Annotated in this window: 14 protein-coding genes; all 14 read left to right on the forward strand. The window is 60.4% G+C overall.

What is annotated here, in order from left to right; genetic code table 11:
- Positions 1 to 31 precede the first annotated feature (31 nt).
- The 14 genes from N688_RS21090 (at position 32) to N688_RS21150 (ending at position 15,126) form a co-directional block, all read left to right on the forward strand.
- Positions 32 to 622 carry a response regulator gene (locus tag N688_RS21090; RefSeq protein ID WP_052891122.1) on the forward strand — a complete coding sequence of 197 codons (591 nt, stop codon included), beginning with the start codon at positions 32 to 34 and terminating at the stop codon, positions 620 to 622.
- Positions 623 to 791: 169 nt separating this feature from the next.
- The gene (locus N688_RS21095) at positions 792 to 1,724 is read left to right on the forward strand and encodes a PP2C family protein-serine/threonine phosphatase (RefSeq protein WP_052891123.1); all 933 of its coding nucleotides are present in this window, start codon (positions 792 to 794) and stop codon (positions 1,722 to 1,724) included.
- A gap of 23 nt (positions 1,725 to 1,747) precedes the next feature.
- Positions 1,748 to 3,754, forward strand: coding sequence for a protein kinase domain-containing protein (locus N688_RS21100; RefSeq protein ID WP_052891124.1), 2,007 nt, complete (start codon positions 1,748 to 1,750; stop codon positions 3,752 to 3,754).
- Between the two features lie 121 nt (positions 3,755 to 3,875).
- The gene (locus N688_RS21105) at positions 3,876 to 5,786 is read left to right on the forward strand and encodes a protein phosphatase 2C domain-containing protein (RefSeq protein WP_052891125.1); all 1,911 of its coding nucleotides are present in this window, start codon (positions 3,876 to 3,878) and stop codon (positions 5,784 to 5,786) included.
- A gap of 49 nt (positions 5,787 to 5,835) precedes the next feature.
- Positions 5,836 to 7,074, forward strand: coding sequence for a vWA domain-containing protein (locus N688_RS21110; protein ID WP_052891126.1), 1,239 nt, complete (start codon positions 5,836 to 5,838; stop codon positions 7,072 to 7,074).
- Between the two features lie 139 nt (positions 7,075 to 7,213).
- Positions 7,214 to 7,897 (forward strand): FHA domain-containing protein, encoded by a 684-nt coding sequence (locus N688_RS21115; protein WP_081839103.1) that lies wholly within the window; start codon positions 7,214 to 7,216, stop codon positions 7,895 to 7,897.
- A gap of 143 nt (positions 7,898 to 8,040) precedes the next feature.
- Positions 8,041 to 8,175, forward strand: coding sequence for a 50S ribosomal protein L34 (gene rpmH / locus N688_RS22550; RefSeq protein WP_069805928.1), 135 nt, complete (start codon positions 8,041 to 8,043; stop codon positions 8,173 to 8,175).
- 134 nt (positions 8,176 to 8,309) lie between these two features.
- Positions 8,310 to 8,696, forward strand: a complete 387-nt coding sequence (rnpA, locus tag N688_RS22555; RefSeq protein ID WP_162179606.1) for a ribonuclease P protein component — start codon at positions 8,310 to 8,312, stop codon at positions 8,694 to 8,696.
- Between the two features lie 13 nt (positions 8,697 to 8,709).
- Positions 8,710 to 8,937 (forward strand): membrane protein insertion efficiency factor YidD, encoded by a 228-nt coding sequence (gene yidD / locus N688_RS21125; protein ID WP_052891129.1) that lies wholly within the window; start codon positions 8,710 to 8,712, stop codon positions 8,935 to 8,937.
- A gap of 29 nt (positions 8,938 to 8,966) precedes the next feature.
- Positions 8,967 to 9,977 carry a YidC/Oxa1 family membrane protein insertase gene (locus N688_RS21130; protein WP_052891130.1) on the forward strand — a complete coding sequence of 337 codons (1,011 nt, stop codon included), beginning with the start codon at positions 8,967 to 8,969 and terminating at the stop codon, positions 9,975 to 9,977.
- 324 nt (positions 9,978 to 10,301) lie between these two features.
- Entirely contained in the window at positions 10,302 to 11,342 is a 1,041-nt protein-coding gene (jag, locus tag N688_RS21135; RefSeq protein WP_052891131.1) for an RNA-binding cell elongation regulator Jag/EloR, read from the forward strand.
- Between the two features lie 216 nt (positions 11,343 to 11,558).
- On the forward strand, positions 11,559 to 12,479 hold the full coding sequence (locus tag N688_RS21140) for a PfkB family carbohydrate kinase (protein ID WP_052891132.1): 921 nt from the start codon (positions 11,559 to 11,561) through the stop codon (positions 12,477 to 12,479).
- A 92-nt stretch (positions 12,480 to 12,571) separates the two neighbouring features.
- Positions 12,572 to 14,047, forward strand: a complete 1,476-nt coding sequence (locus N688_RS21145; RefSeq protein ID WP_081839105.1) for a replication-associated recombination protein A — start codon at positions 12,572 to 12,574, stop codon at positions 14,045 to 14,047.
- A 209-nt stretch (positions 14,048 to 14,256) separates the two neighbouring features.
- Positions 14,257 to 15,126: a hypothetical protein gene (locus tag N688_RS21150; RefSeq protein ID WP_156025597.1), complete on the forward strand. Its 870-nt coding sequence runs from the start codon at positions 14,257 to 14,259 to the stop codon at positions 15,124 to 15,126.
- The last annotated feature ends 162 nt before the right edge of the window (positions 15,127 to 15,288 follow it).

The raw sequence follows: 15,288 nt of genomic DNA on the forward strand, positions 1-15,288 counted from the left end.
CGGACGCCGCCGAGCAGGAGGCCAGAGAGCAATGGCAGAACTCTCCAGCCGAAGTCGAACAGTACTGTTGATCGAGGCAGAGGCACCCCTGCGACGTCTGATTGCCCTGGGCCTGCAACACAAGGGGATCACGGTTATCGCAGCCTCTCCCCAGCATTGGCCCTCTCTCTCATCTGATTGGCGACCAGGACTGCTGATCGTCGATCTCGATCGGGGGCGCCGGCAAGATGCTTCCCTCCTGCAAATCGCGCGCACTCAAGCGCAGGTTGCCGGAGTACCAATCATCGCTTTGTCCTGGGAAGCGCTTTCCCTGCCACAGGATGACGCTACGTCTTACGTACGCAAGCCTTTCGATGCGCGTTTGCTGTATGCTCTCATCGAAGAGCAACTCTCGGCCCAGGCCGTGGCCACGGAGGCCGTGATCCATGAGGCTAGTTTATGCCCTCTGGTAACGGCTGCTGGCCTGCTGCTGGTCATTATCGGTCTGCTGGGACAATTGGTCATTGCAGGAATAGGCCTGGCGATCGCACTGGCTGCCCTGCTGTGGTGGACCCTGGGCCGGCAGCCGCGGGCTGACCTGCTCTCCCCCCAGCTACAACCTTCGCACCCATGCCACGTATAGACTAGTGTCAAGGCTAGATGATACAGTAATAAGAGTTTTCTGAACCCTTCTTTAATGATGTGGATAGAGGTAGTCTATGCCTTTCACCTCTCTCTAAATATGCGTTATGCTATAGCAAATAAACAGAGAAATACAGGCAGAAAAGCCCGCCTGCATGAGGTACTCGACTATGTCATTGAAACTGCTTGCCGCGGATAAAACCGATGTTGGTCGGCAACGAGAACAGAATGAAGATTGTGCCTATCGGCGTATCAGTCCGGAGGGGGATGTTGCCCTTTTCATTGTCGCCGATGGAATGGGTGGCTACCGCGCCGGGGAAGTCGCCAGCCGCCTGGCGGTAGAAACGATCAGCCGGGCATTGGATAGCTTTTTCCAGCCGCTGAGCGAGCAGCCTACGATTCAGCTTGCTCCCCCCCTGGAAGAGCAACCGACCGTGAAGCTGGCCCCGCCAGCCGATGAGGCATCCAAAGCGAGGAGCAAGCCGGAGGAAGTCCCCCCCCATCAGCAACTGACACCAGAGCAACAGGCCAGATTGACCGTCAAACTGCCCGAAACGCCACTGCTGCGCTCCATCGAAGAGCGGCTCGTAAACGCCATCAGGCAGGCCAACAGCGCCATCATCCACCACGGCGAGCAGCGAAGGGAGGCCCGGGGGCTGGGCTGCACCGTTACCGCGGCCCTGGTCTACCAGGGTACAGCCTACATTGCCAACGTTGGTGATAGCAGAACCTACCTGCTGCGTCATGGTCAGCTCAAGCCCCTGACGCGCGACCACTCGTTGGTGGCCAAGCTGGTCGAAGCACAGCAAATCTCGCCTGAAGAGATTTACACCCACCCGCAGCGCAATCTCATCTACCGCTCGCTGGGGGCGGGCCGCCGGCAGGTTGAGGTAGACGTCTTTCAGGAGCGCCTCCAGCCTGGCGACATGTTGCTACTATGTAGTGATGGGCTGTGGGAAATGGTCCGCGATGACGAAATCAGCAAAACCTTAAGCGAACAGAAGTCCCTTCAGGACATCTGCGATCAGCTGATCGCTTTGGCTAACGCACACGGGGGCGAAGACAATATCACAGCCCTTGTCGTGCGCGTCGAGGCAGCCTGAAGGCGATTGAGGAAGAAAGCGCTATGGCTCTCCCGATCGGCACAATTCTCGATGGCAAATTCCGCGTTGTGGAAGTGCTCGGCGAAGGCGGGATGGGCACCGTCTACAAGGTCGAGCAGGTCGACCGCCCCGGCTTTTATCGCGCTGTCAAGGAGTTGCTCATCAACCCGGGAATGCCAGAGGAGGAGCGCAAGGCCGCGATCGAGCGCTTCAATAAAGAGATTGATTTGATGTTCAATCTCAAGCACCCTAATATTCCCTCGTTGATCGTCAGCTTCCAGGAACGAGGCAATTACTACTTCGTCATGGAATTTGTGCCGGGTAAAAGCCTCGATAAGATCCTGGAAGAGAACAAGAGGCCGCTCGATGAGGAACAGGTTATCCGCTGGATGATCAAGGTCTGCGAGGCGCTCAGCTACATCCACTCGCGCAACCCACCGATCATTTTGCGCGACCTCAAGCCGGGCAACATCATGATTACGCCGGAGGGCGACGTTCAGCTGATCGACTTTGGGATCGCACGCCGCTTCAACCCGAATAAGCGCACCAACACCGAGAACCTGGGCACCATTTCCTATGCCTCGCCCGAGCATCTTGGCTCAATCACCGCTCCGGGCCAGAAGCGCTCGCCTCAAAACCCCGGTCGCTTGGTGCAAACCGACGCTCGCTCAGACATCTATTCACTTGGGGCCACGATGTACCACTTGCTGACCAACCAGGAGCCGGAGCCGATGCAGACGCCGGCCCCGGGCAGCATCCGGGCCAAGAATCCGAAGCTGCGCACGATCCAGGTGGATGGGCGCATCATCTGCCCGATCGAGCAGGTCATTATCAAAGCCATGCAGCAGGACCCAGCCCATCGCTTCCAGAGCGCCGAGGCCATGCGAGTAGCCTTGCAGCAGTGCCTGCCTGGCCAGGCAGCGCCTGCGACCATTCAGATTCCGGCGATCTCGCCCAATGCGACCATTGTGGTGCCAGCCACACGCGGACAGGCTCCTGTCCCAGGGGCAGGGCCCTCTCAAGCTCCCCAGGGACCCGGGCCGATTTGCCCACGCTGTGGTCTTCAGAACCGTCCAGGGGCCAAATTCTGCAAGCGCGATGGCCAGCCTCTTTTCCAGGGAGCAGCCGCGGTTCCTCCCAACGTACGCCTGCAGGCCCAGGCATACGCCTCACTGCCAGCAGGCGTCGTACGCCAACCGATCCGCGCCCGCCCTATCTCTGTTGGCGCCCCGGTCAGCAACGACCCCCTGGCCTTCTACCGGCGCGGCCTGCAAGATCTCAATAACCAGCGCTACGTCGAAGCCATCGAGGAATTCAAGCAAGCGCTGGCCCTCGGACGCCCTACCTACGACGTACTCTACAGCCTGGCCCGAGCGTATCGCCAATATGCTCAGTCCCTGCGCGATAAAGACGAGAAGCTTTTCCGTGAAAATATGACCCATGCTGCCGAGCACTTCGCTCAGGCGGTCAATAACCGGCAGAATGCCCTGGACGCCTACTTCCAGCTTGGCCTCTGCTATCTCGACCTGGGCCTTTACCCCAAGGCCGAGGCAGCTTTCAAAGAGGCGCAGCGCATCGCCCCCCAGGACGCGGCCATCTATTACCAGCTGGGGCAAGTGGCCATGAAACAGGGTTACCAGCGCGAGGCCGAGGGCTACCTGCTCGAAGGTCTGAAGATCAATCCCGATCACGCCCTCATCCTGCTAGCCCTGGGTCGCCTGTACAGCGAAACGCGCCAGTACAACTCGGCGATCCGCATCCTGCAGGAGGCCACACGCTGCGACCCCTCTCACGTAGATGGCTGGTATGAGCTGGGTCGCGCCCATATGCGCGCCAACCAGTGGAATCAGGCCCTGAGCGCTCTGGAGCAGGCACGCCAACGTGATCCCGAGCGAGCCGAGATCTACAGCGCCATGGCCACGTGCTATCTGAAAATGCGCAAAAAGGTGGAGGCCAGACAAATGCTCCGCGAAGCCCTGCAGCGCGATCCCAATAACGCCGAGGCGCTGCGCCTGCAAAAGCAGCTGTGATGGGCCTGACCAATGGCATCGCCAACCATAGTAAGGAAGAGAGTTGTCGCCAGCCACTCCTGAAGCCGAACACCAGGAGAAGAGAGGACCGAATCCGTCTCAGAGAGCGAGGAGAGCAGGTATGATCTGTCCAGTTTGCAGCACGCCCAACCGCGACGATGCGAAATTCTGCAAAAGCTGTGGGCGCTCGCTTCCACGGGAAGCCCCCGCCAGCGAAAGTTCCGCCGTCTCCGAGCAGCCAACCAGGCGATCTCAAGAAGCGGAGCGCATCGCCGCCAGCCCGGGGCCGGAAGACCCAAGCCAGGCCCCGACACTGATCCTTACTCCCGAGCGCATGATGGCCTATCATAGCCAGCGCTGGCAGCGCGAGCTAGAGGAGACCGAACGCCAGCAGAGGCAGCAACAGCCAGCCAGCAGTGGATCAGGACAAGAGGCCAGAGACATCGCCGACCTGCCAACCATTCTGATGGCGCCGGGAACTGGCGAGGCGCTGGCCGAGGCTCGCGAGAGCTCAGGCAGCGCGGCCACCAATGAGCAGCCTGCCGTTACAGGGGTCCCATCCGGCGAGAGCGGCAGCCAGACAAAGCCAGGCAGTGGCGAACTGAGAGACACCTCCGCGGCTCCCGCCGTAGAGAGCGAGCCAGCCACTGACGCCTCTCTCAGCAGTGCCGGACCCTCCCCGGCGGAGTCAGCGGAACCAGAAGCGACAGAGGCAGAATCACAAGAAGGGACAACAACCGCGGTGGAAGAGCCAGCATCACCAGCATCAGCAGATCAACCTGCTCAGCCAAAGGCCAGCGACCAGAGCTTTGCAGCCAGTGCAAACCTGGAGCAACAGAGCCAGTCAGCAGAGAGTGCCGGTCCCGAAGCAGCGCCAGCAGCGAGCAGCGGGCCACTAGAGAGCGGCACCCTTCTGGGTGGGCGCTACCTGATCAACCAGCTCGTTCGCGAAGAGGAACACGAGCGCATCTATCAGGTCACCGACCAGCAGGGCTACCAGCGCTGCTGGAACTGTGGCAGCCAGGAGAATGCCGAAGGAGATGAGTTCTGCATCAACTGCGGCGCCGAACTGCTGGGGATGTCCTACCTTCTGCACGAATTCAGTGGCGAGCAGGCCAGCCCCGAGACCCAGGTCACCAGCGGCCACATCGTGAACACCTTCATTGAAGGAGGGCGCACCTACGCCGTGGAGCAGCCGCAGGCCGAGCGCGACCCCTTCCCCGAGGGCGTCCACCTGATCGCAGCGGCCCTCTCCGACGCCGGCATCGTCCGCGGCGACGAGCCGAACGAGGACAGTACCCTCCTGCTCCTCCTGGAGCGCTCACACGAATCCATCTCCCAGCCAGTAGGCCTCTTCATCGTCGCCGACGGCATGGGAGGACACGCCAGCGGTCAGCTTGCCAGCCGCGTTGCCATCAATACCATCGCCGAGCGCATCGCACGCGATCTGCTGGCAGCCCCCCTGAGCGCCGAAAAGGAGAGCCAGCAACCGCCGGCGCCCGCCGAGGAAGAGCAGCTCGTGCGCTTGCTGCAGGAAGCGGTCGAGGAGGCCAATAGCCGTCTCTGCCAGATCAACCAGCAGAACAAGACCGATATGGGTTGCACCCTGACCGGTTTTATGATTGTGGGGCGCCACTCGTATATCGTTAATGTGGGTGACAGTCGTACCTATATGGTCCGTGGCGGTCAGCTCTATCAGCGGACGACCGATCACTCGCTCGTGGGGCAGCTTGTGGCGGGCGGCCTGATCCAACCTGACGAGGTCTACACTCATCCGCAGCGCAGCCAGATCTTCCGCAGCCTGGGTGATCGTCCCAATGTGCAGATCGACCTCTTCAAGCAGGAGCTTTACCCGGGTGACATCCTGCTGAGCTGCTCAGACGGGCTGTGGGAGATGGTACGCGACCCACAGATCGAGAGCATTCTCAACGCAGCCCCAGATCCACAGACAGCCTGTGCCCAGTTGATAGAGGCAGCCAATGCAAATGGGGGAGAAGACAACATCAGCGCTGTTGTGGTCTTTGTACGTTGAACACTATGATATACTGAAGGCTGCCACCAATGAAAGGAGCTGATAGACTATGCCTGGTGAGGTAGTGCTGGCGTATCAGCTGGGGAAGGACTACATGCCGGTCACCGGTGGGAGCCAGCTCGCCTATGTCCTGCTGGAGGCCAAGCCCACCGAGATGATGGCCCAGGTCCGCCTCCCCCTGAATTTTGCCCTGGTGCTGGATCACTCCGGCTCCATGAAAGGGGCCAAGCTGCACAACGTCAAAGAGGCGGTCAAGATGGTCATCGATCACCTGGAGCCGACCGACTACGTCTCAGTCATCGTCTTCGACGACACGGCTCAGGTCATCATCCCCTCCATGCCAGCTCAGGACAAGGTGGGCATGAAGGCGGCCATCGACCGCATACGCGACGGTGGTGGCACCACCATGTCGCTGGGCATGATCCAGGGTCTCAACGAACTGCGACGCTACAGCTTCCCCAACACCGTCAATCGCATGATTCTCCTGACGGATGGGGTCACTTACGGCGACTCAGACCGCTGTCGCCAGCTTGCCCGCGAAGCTGCAGCCGCGGGAATCGCCATCTATCCGCTGGGCATCGGGCAGGACTGGGATGAGGGCCTGCTGGACGACATTGGCCAGCTTAGTGGGGGAATGCCGGCGGAATTTATCAGGAATCCTGCCGATGCCATGAGCATCTTCCAGCAGCAGGTTCAGAGCGCCGTCGCGGTGGCCGTGCGCAACGCCGTCATCACCCTGCGCCTGCCAACAGGCGTCACCCCGAAAAAGGCCGTCAAAGTCTTGCCTATCATCAGCGATCTGGGCCAGTCCGTCCTTTCGGACCGCCAGGTGGTGATTCCCCTGGGCGACCTGGAGAAGGAGACACCCCAGGCCGTGCTGGTCGAACTGCTCATCGACCCACGTCCGGCGGGCCTCTTCCGCATTGCCCAGGCCGAGTTGTCCTACGATGTGCCCATCGCCAATCTGGTAGGCGAGCGGATTCGTGAAGATATTAAAGTCACCTTTACGACTGATCCCAACCAGGCGGCCCAGGTGAACGCGCGAGTCATGAACTTCGCAGAGAAAGCCAACGCCCAGCGCCTCGTGACACGCATCCTTGATGAGTATAAGCGCACAGGCAAGGTGACAACGCGCCTGGCCCCTAACGTGACGCGCATCCTTGATGAAGAGACACAAGCAGCACTTGATCAAATCAGCAAAGGACAGCAGATTTCTCAGGAGCAAGTTAAATCGATTGGCAATAAGACGAGAAAGTTGACGCAACGCCTAGACGATATCCTGCCCTGACAGTACGCAAGAGAGCAGAAAGAGCAGCACAGCACGGGAGGGTTCACTCAGGGTGTTGTCCGTCCGCGCCACCGACGCGCGCGGAGGTGAGAAGGCGTGCTTCAGGGGTAACACCGGATTAGAGGAGGAGAGTAGAATTATGCCAGTATATTGTTCCTTGGGTCATGAGAACCCGGATGGTTCGGCGTTTTGCGACGAATGCGGGGAGCCGTTGAGTGCGGCAGCCCCAGCGGCGGCGCCGGCGGCTCCAGCCCCAGCAGCGCCCGCCGTTGCTCCGAGTGGAGCCGCCCAGCCAGGCATGCAAACCTGCCCCTCATGTGGCGCGCAGAATCCCCAGGGCGAGGCTTTCTGTTCCAATTGCGGTGTGAGCCTGCTGGGAGCGCCGGCGGCGGTGAGCGCACCGGGCGTGGCTCCAGCCGCTCCTGTGGCAACGCCAGCGCCAGCGCCAGCGACCCCCGCCCCCGCCCCCGCCCCTGCTCCCGCAGCGGCAGGCTCTACCCTGCACGCCCGACTGATCGTTGAGGCGGACAACCAGGAGTTCGATATTAGCGGGAAGGATAACATCCTGATTGGCCGCGAGGACGCGGTCAGCAACATCTTTCCCGACATCGACCTCACCCCTCATGGGGGCGAAGAGGGCGGGGTCTCGCGCATGCATGCACGCATCTTCATCCAGAACGGCCAGTACATGATCGAGGATGAGAATAGCACCAACTACACCTTCCTGAATCGGCAGCGCCTGGCCCCCAAGACGCCAACGCCGCTGCACGATAACGACGAGATCAAACTGGGCCGCGTGCTGCTGCGCTTTAAAACCTCATAAGCCAGGGGGAAAAGAGTACAAGCGGGGAGGCGGCAGCTGCCAGCAGAGCGCAGCTAGTCAGGCCTCCCCCTCTCATTGACAGCTAGGATCGCTACCCGCTATAATCTACAAGACATCCTTTAGTGGAGGAGAACGAGGGGTTTATGAAACGCACCTGGCAACCGAAGCGTATCCCCCGCAAGAGGGAACACGGCTTTTTAAAACGCATGGCGACGCGCGCCGGTCGGCGAGTGCTTAAGGCCCGCCGCCTGAAGGGCCGCTGGCGCTTGACAGTCTAGCGCCCCCGCAGGCGGGCCTCACCCCGCCCGACGGCGTCGGCTCGCCGCCTGCGGTAGCTCCTTTTCTGGGGTGTCTCTCAAGGCGCGCTCTCTCACCTGTTGGTGAAGACGATAGATCAAACGTTAGCAAGACGGTGGCATTAAGACGCGAACTGCGCCTGCGCAAAAGCCGCGATTTTCAGCGGATCAGGCAGCAGGGAAGGAGTGTTGCCTCCAGGTTGTTAGTCCTCGCCTGGACACCGACGGAGAGCGATCTGGTTCGCGTCGGCTTTGTGGTAAGTCGACGCCTCTTCAAGCTGGCCACGCAGCGCAATCGCCTCAAGCGCTTGCTCAGTGAGGCCATTCGACCTTGCCTGCCCCGGCTGCGCGGCGTGGACCTTGTCTTGATTCCCAGGCGCGAAGCGCTTGAGGCTGATCTTCAGACGTTGAAGGCCGAGCTGCAGGTTTTGTTACGCCGAGCGCGATTGCTGCTGGCCAATAAGGCGCCTGGGCGGCAGCGCCCGGCAAGGGAGTGTCCATAAAGGTCGATTAGCCGTGAAGTACGTCGCTCTGTTTTTGATTCGTGTCTACCAGCGCACCTTTTCCGTCATCCTGCCCCCCTCGTGCCGCTTCGTTCCTTCATGCTCACAGTACGGGTACGAGGCAATCCAGCGCTTCGGGCTGATTCGTGGGGGCTGGCTGACGATGAAACGCCTGGCACGCTGTCACCCGTTCTATCATGGAGATCTCTATGACCCAGTTCCTGAGCGCCTGGGCCAGTAGGCAAGATCGAGGAAGGCAGGAGAAATCCCGTGGGGATCAGTGATTTTATCAACGTTGTCTTTACGCAGCCCATCTTCAACGTTTTGATGCTGCTGTACCACCTCTTTGGCGATTTCGGCCTGTCGATCATCGTCCTAACGCTCATCATCCGTCTGATTCTCTTCCCTCTGACACTCCAGCAGCTGAAATCAGCCAAGGCGATGCAGGAGCTGCAGCCAGAGATCAGCCGCATCCGCGAGCGTTTCCGCGACGATCCACGCGCCCAGCTCGAGGCCACGCAGGAGCTATACAAACGCTACAATATCAATCCTTACTCGGGCTGCTTGCCATTGCTCCTACAGCTGCCAGTGCTCTACGGGCTTTACTTTGCCTTCCGGGCGGTCATCGACGATGCTTCGTTGAAGGGCAATCAGGGGTTGGAGCGGCTCAATGGCTTTATCTATCCCTTCTTACCGAAGTTTAGCCATTTCCCCAACATCAACCTCGACTGGTTCACCTTCCTCAATCCAGCCTGGCATCTGTCGCTGGCCCTACCTGATCCAACCCATATTCTGCCTATCCTGGCAGCTCTGGCAACCTTTGTCCAGCTCTATCTGACTCAGTCCCGCAACAACAATCGCTCTCTGGCTGCCACGACTTCCTCCGGCACCACTACCCCTGATGCTCTGGCCGCTCAGCAGCAGACGATGAAGATCATGACCTGGATCATGCCGCTTTTCACTCTCTTCATCGCCTGGAGCTTCCCCGCCGGCCTGGCTCTCTACTGGACTGTCGGCTCCATTATTATGGCGGTCCAGTACTACCTGGTCACAGGCCCAGTCAGTCCTTTCTCCCCCTCCCGTAAAGAGGAGGAGAAGCAGAATGAGCAACTGATGCAAACCCGTGTTCTTGAAGAGACAGTTGAGTCACAGGAGGGGCAAGCGGCATTCTCAGAGGAGCGCCCCTGGCGCAATGGTACGAGCGCTTCGCGCCGCCATCTGCGCAGCGCTTCAGCCCGTCGACGCGGCGTTGTACGAAGGAGGAATCCCACTCCCAGCTAGAAGGGGCCAGCGTCGGTCAGAGTGCCTTGAGCTGGGCCGAGCTGGGCCACGGCGAATGAGATGATGCCTTGGGTTCGCCGACCTACCCTAGCGATGATAGTAGCAGAGTAGACGAGCAGGCCTTGCCAGCCAGTCCTCCGCTGGCTGCAGCGATCGCCGCCAAGGTCCGGTTCGGTTCGGTTCGGTCCGGTTCGGTTCGGTTGGTCTGCCTTACCCAGGCCAAACCACTGCCCTCAGCTGGCAACCAACTGACCGATTCTCTCACGCTCTCGCTTCTCGTTCTGCCCTGCATTGTGTGATACCTTCAAGGGAGGCAAGTAAGCAGTGGAAAGCATTGAGGCCAGTGGTAAAAGCGTTGAAGAAGCTGTCCAGCAGGCTCTGCTCCGTTTGGGCAAGCGCCGAGATGAGGTCGAGGTGACGGTCCTTCAAGAGCCTTCACGCGGCACTTTTGGGCTGGGCAGTCGTGAGGCACGGGTCCGGGTGACGGTTCGCCCCAGCCGTGGTGCGGTGATTACCCCTGAGATGGCTGATGCCATTCTAAGCCAGGTCGAAGCAGAAGAAGAAGAGGAGGAGGAGGAGGAGGAGGACTTCTTCACCAACGCCTCTCATGGAGTCTATGATAGTCAGGAGGAGTTCGTCGATTTCTCTGAGGATGAGAACGAGGAAGAGGAAGAGGAAGAGGAGGAGGAGCAGTACAGTGAGGAGCCTCTGGCCTTTCCCCAAGAAGCACAGCCGACGGCTCGCCCGCAGCCGTTGCCTGGGGAGCAGTTTACCTCTGTGGCTCCCTCGTCTGTCAGCTCCGCTCCCGCTGGCCTCCCCTCTGCTTCGGTCCCCGTCGTTCCCTCCCCCGCCGAATCCCCCACTGGCTCACCTGCCACTCAGGAGCCAGTGCAGCCTACACGCGAGGATATCGAGCTGACTGTCGATGTGCTCCAGCATATCTTACGCTATATGAATATCCGCGCTTCGGTCCAGGTACGCTCGACTGACCCGCTCACCCTCAATATCCAGGGCATTCATGAAAATCTTGGCCTGCTGATCGGTCGCCGCGGCGAAACACTCTCTGCCCTCCAGCTTCTGGTGAACCTCATCGTCAGCCACCGCACGAAACGCCGCATGCGCATCATCGTCGACGCCGAGAACTACCGCCAACGCCGTGAGGAAAATCTACGCTCGCTGGCCCTGCGCGTGGCGCAGCAAGTTCGCAACTATCGCCGCTCGATCGCTCTGGAGGCGATGCCACCCCATGAGCGGCGCATCGTGCACCTGGCTCTGGCCGATAGTCAAGATATCAGTACAGAGAGCATCGGCGAGGGCGATGCTCGCCGCGTGGTGATCTCGCTGAAGCGCCCCGGGCGCTCCTAGGCCACGTCCATCCTCGGCTGGCCAGCCAGTCTGGCTGGCTCTGCCCCCCTCCTGCAGGAGGGGGCTAGCGGCTCACCGACAGGCCGCCTGCTCGTCTTCTGCATGAGGAGGCGCGGCGATCAGCAGTATAGCTTGTCCCAGGTGCAGGCGAGCAGATAGAGGAGATCAAACTGCGCTGGGCAGCGCTGCGCATGCCAGAGGGGAGGTGTTCTTTTTATGCCTGCGACCGTCCTTCAGCCCGCTCGCGCTGAGCCTCCTGCCTTCCTGAGTATTGGCCATATTACGCGTGACGTGCTTCCCGATGGCTCGTTGGCTCTCGGTGGTACTGTGACCTTCGCGACGTTGACTGTTGAGCGTCTCGGCCTGCCCGCTGCACTGGTGACCTGCGCCGCTGCGGATCTCTGCCAGCAGCTTCCTTCGCTGCTGCCCGGTATCGGCCTGGCTGCCCGCCTTGCGGCGACGACGACGACCTTTGAAAATCGCTATCAGGATGGTTTCCGTATCCAGTATTTGCGCGCACGCAGCGAGCCTTTGGAGCTTGAGGACGTTCCTCTCTCCTGGCGCGCAACACCAATCGTGTTGTTGGCTCCCCTGGCTCAGGAGCTGACACCTGAGATGGTGGCTCTTTTTCCACGCGGCGAGGGGCGCATCCTGGCGGCAACCCCCCAGGGCTGGCTGCGACGCTGGGATAGCGATGGCAGAGTCTGGCCCACTCCCTGGAAGGCCGCCGAGCAGGTCCTGCCCCATCTGGATGCTCTGATTCTGAGTCATGATGATTTGCTGCCCTTTGCCAACGGCAGCCGGACGGAGGCCGCGGCAATCCTGCGCCGCTGGAGTCAGCTGGTACCTCTGCTGGTGGCAACGGCGGGCCGCGAGGGGGCCACGCTCTTCCGCAATGGGCTGGCCCAGCATTTTCCAGCCTATCCTGCACGCGAGGTCGATCCAACGGGGGCCGGCGATGTCTTCGCGGCAGCTTTTCTAGTGCAGCTGGCTCGCTCCGGCGATCCTGCCGCCGCGGTCGATTTTGCCAATTGCGTGGCCTCGTTCTCGGTGGAGGCCGTGGGGACAAGCGGTATCCCTGGTCCGACTCAGATCGAGGAGCGTCTGGCCCAGCGCCGACGCTCAGATGCCGGCTGATTCTGCTGTACATTGGCACTTCGCGCGTGGTAGAATAAAGGGATCGTTTACCATTTGGGAGGATATCGCGAGCGCCGACAAGGCCAAGCGCTATGATGGAGCAAGCATCGCTCTTTCCAGATTCAGCACCTGCTCAGAAGGGCACGCCCTTGCCCGCCACTGCTGACACCGGCGAAAACGAGACGACTGAGCCGCTGGCCTCTCGCCTGCGCCCCCGAACGCTTGATGAGTTTGTGGGACAGGAACATCTGCTTGGAGAGGGGCGCCTGCTACGGCGCTGCCTGGAGGAGGACCGCGTCCCGTCGCTGATCCTGTGGGGACCACCCGGTAGCGGTAAGACGACGCTGGCCAGCCTGATCGCCCGACAGACCCGCGCACACTTTGTGACCCTCAGCGCCGTTGCTGCAGGAGTGGCCGATCTGCGCCGCGTCACCGAGGAGGCGCGCCGGCTACGCCGGCTGCGAGGACAGCGCACTATTCTCTTCATTGACGAGATTCATCGCTTGAATAAAGCCCAGCAGGACGCCGTTTTGCCCTCCGTCGAGCAAGGTCTGCTGACGTTGATCGGAGCAACAACCGAGAATCCTTCCTTCGAGGTCAATGCCGCCCTGCTCTCACGCTGCCGTGTCTTTACCTTGAAGCCGCTCAGCGACGAGGCCATCCTTCAGCTTTTGAGAAGAGCTTTACAGGACGAGGAACGGGGCCTGGGTCGATCTCATCTGGAGGTCGATGATGAGGCTCTGCAGCAGATCACGCGCTTCGCCAGTGGCGACGCACGCACGGCGCTCAATGTCTTGGAGCTGGCCGCCGCCGGAGCAACAGAAGGACGGATCAGCGTGGCCACGGTCTCCGAGGCTCAGCAACGACGGGCCTTGCTCTACGATAAAAGCGGCGATCAACACTACGATACCATCTCGGCCCTGCATAAGGCCATCCGTGGCTCTGACCCCGATGCCAGCCTCTACTGGCTGGCACGAATGCTGGAGGCAGGCGAGGACCCGCTCTTTATCGCTCGCCGCCTGATCCGCATCGCCACGGAAGATGTGGGCCTGGCCGATCCCTCGGCCCTCCCTCTGTGCGTGGCAGCTCAGCAGGCGGTCCAGTTCGTGGGCCTGCCCGAGGCCGATCTGGCCCTGGCAGAGGCCGTGGTCTACCTGGCAAGCGCCCCAAAAAGCAACGCCCTCTATCTGGCCTACGGACGCGCGCGCGATGATGTGCACCAGCAACGCCAGGAGGCCGTACCTCTCTCCCTACGCAATGCCCCTACGACGCTGATGAAACAGCTGGGCTACGGCCAAGAGTATAAATATGCTCACGACTATTACCGCCAGCTCGAGAAGGAGAGCGACGACCCTTCTCGCCCACCAGCCGTGCAGCTGCAGGAGTACCTGCCAGCTCATCTGCAGGGAAGATACTACTATGAGCCTGGCCTCCAGGGCAACGAGGCAGGCATCAGACGCTGGCTGGAGCAACGCCGCACTTCTGGCCAGACAGCGCCCGCCGCTCCTTCTGATACCAACAGCGAGGGTTCTTCGTCCATTACTGGAGAGAACCATTCTTCATGCTGATACAGATATCATCAAAAAGCAGGTAACTGCCGTTTTCTTTTCAAAACACGTCTGCATTGAATTGATATACATCTATCCTTGACAACCTGGCAGGAGATCTTACATAATTATTGAGGCTTGCAATTTGCGCGTCTGGTGCCTTCGTCGAGCAACGTGCATTGACATTGTGCGCAGCGCCCAGGAAAAACTGATCGAGAAAGGGAGAGCTAATGTCTGGAGAAGAGAGGCAGCAATATACAGCAGCAAGGCGATCCGCCCGGCTCAGAAGAGACGAAACGCCCCTCCCTACCACGCAGACACGCCGTGGCTATGTACCACAAGATTCGCTCGATTATCTTGCAGAAGACGATCCAGATGCATCACGACCGCCGCGGCCCGGTAGCAGTGCCATTCGGCTCAACGACCCTCGTCTGACGGGGACGCAGAGAGCCATGAGTCCGCAGCCGACTACGCGCCAGATGCCGGTGCCCTACACCTACCGACGCAGCGCTCAACAGCCAGTGACAACGACGGCCAGCCCGGCCATTACGGCGCGCATGCGAGCCACGCCGGCCTCGCCAGCGGCGCCGGCACCACAGAAAGCTCCGTACAAAAGTCCCCTCACGGAGCGGGAGAAAGAGGCGAGTCGGCGCATTCATTGGTTGCTCTTTATCGGTGTTGGTATGCTCGTCATGCTCGCCCTCTGGGTCCTCACTTCCTGGCTGATCTCCTGGGGAACCCAGCGTCTGGATGACATCCGCTATGGCAATCCACGCACCTACCAGACCGATGCCGTTGTTGGTCATGGGGGTGACAGTCCTCAGCATCCAAGCCACTTTATCGCCATCAATCTCCACGGCCACATCATTGTCGTTGAGCTGATGGCAGGCGATCCGGCCAAAGCCATCACTTACGGCGGCCCCTATCTCTACGGCACCAACTCGAATGTCGATCAAATTCCCCCGATCCTGGAGTTTAAGGATGTCAACGGCGACAGCAAGCCTGACATGATCATCCACCTGGGCGATCAGAACATAGTCTTCATTAACACAGGGACAAAGTTCAGGCCATCTGATGCCAATGACAAGATCCATCTCTGACCAGGGGAAAAGCTACCGCGCAACCGCCACTTTTCTCCGTCAGGAATGTCAGAGGAGAGAGCCAGGACTTCCTCCCCCTCCCTAAGCTGGGCAGGGTCGCAAGGTCGCGGTCGATTGCAGGCTACAAGCAGGGAAGCGGCAGAGACACGATCAGTGCAACCG

It is taken from the genome of Thermogemmatispora carboxidivorans, from assembly GCF_000702505.1.
In the GTDB taxonomy this organism is placed as follows: Bacteria; Chloroflexota; Ktedonobacteria; order Ktedonobacterales; family Ktedonobacteraceae; genus Thermogemmatispora; species Thermogemmatispora carboxidivorans.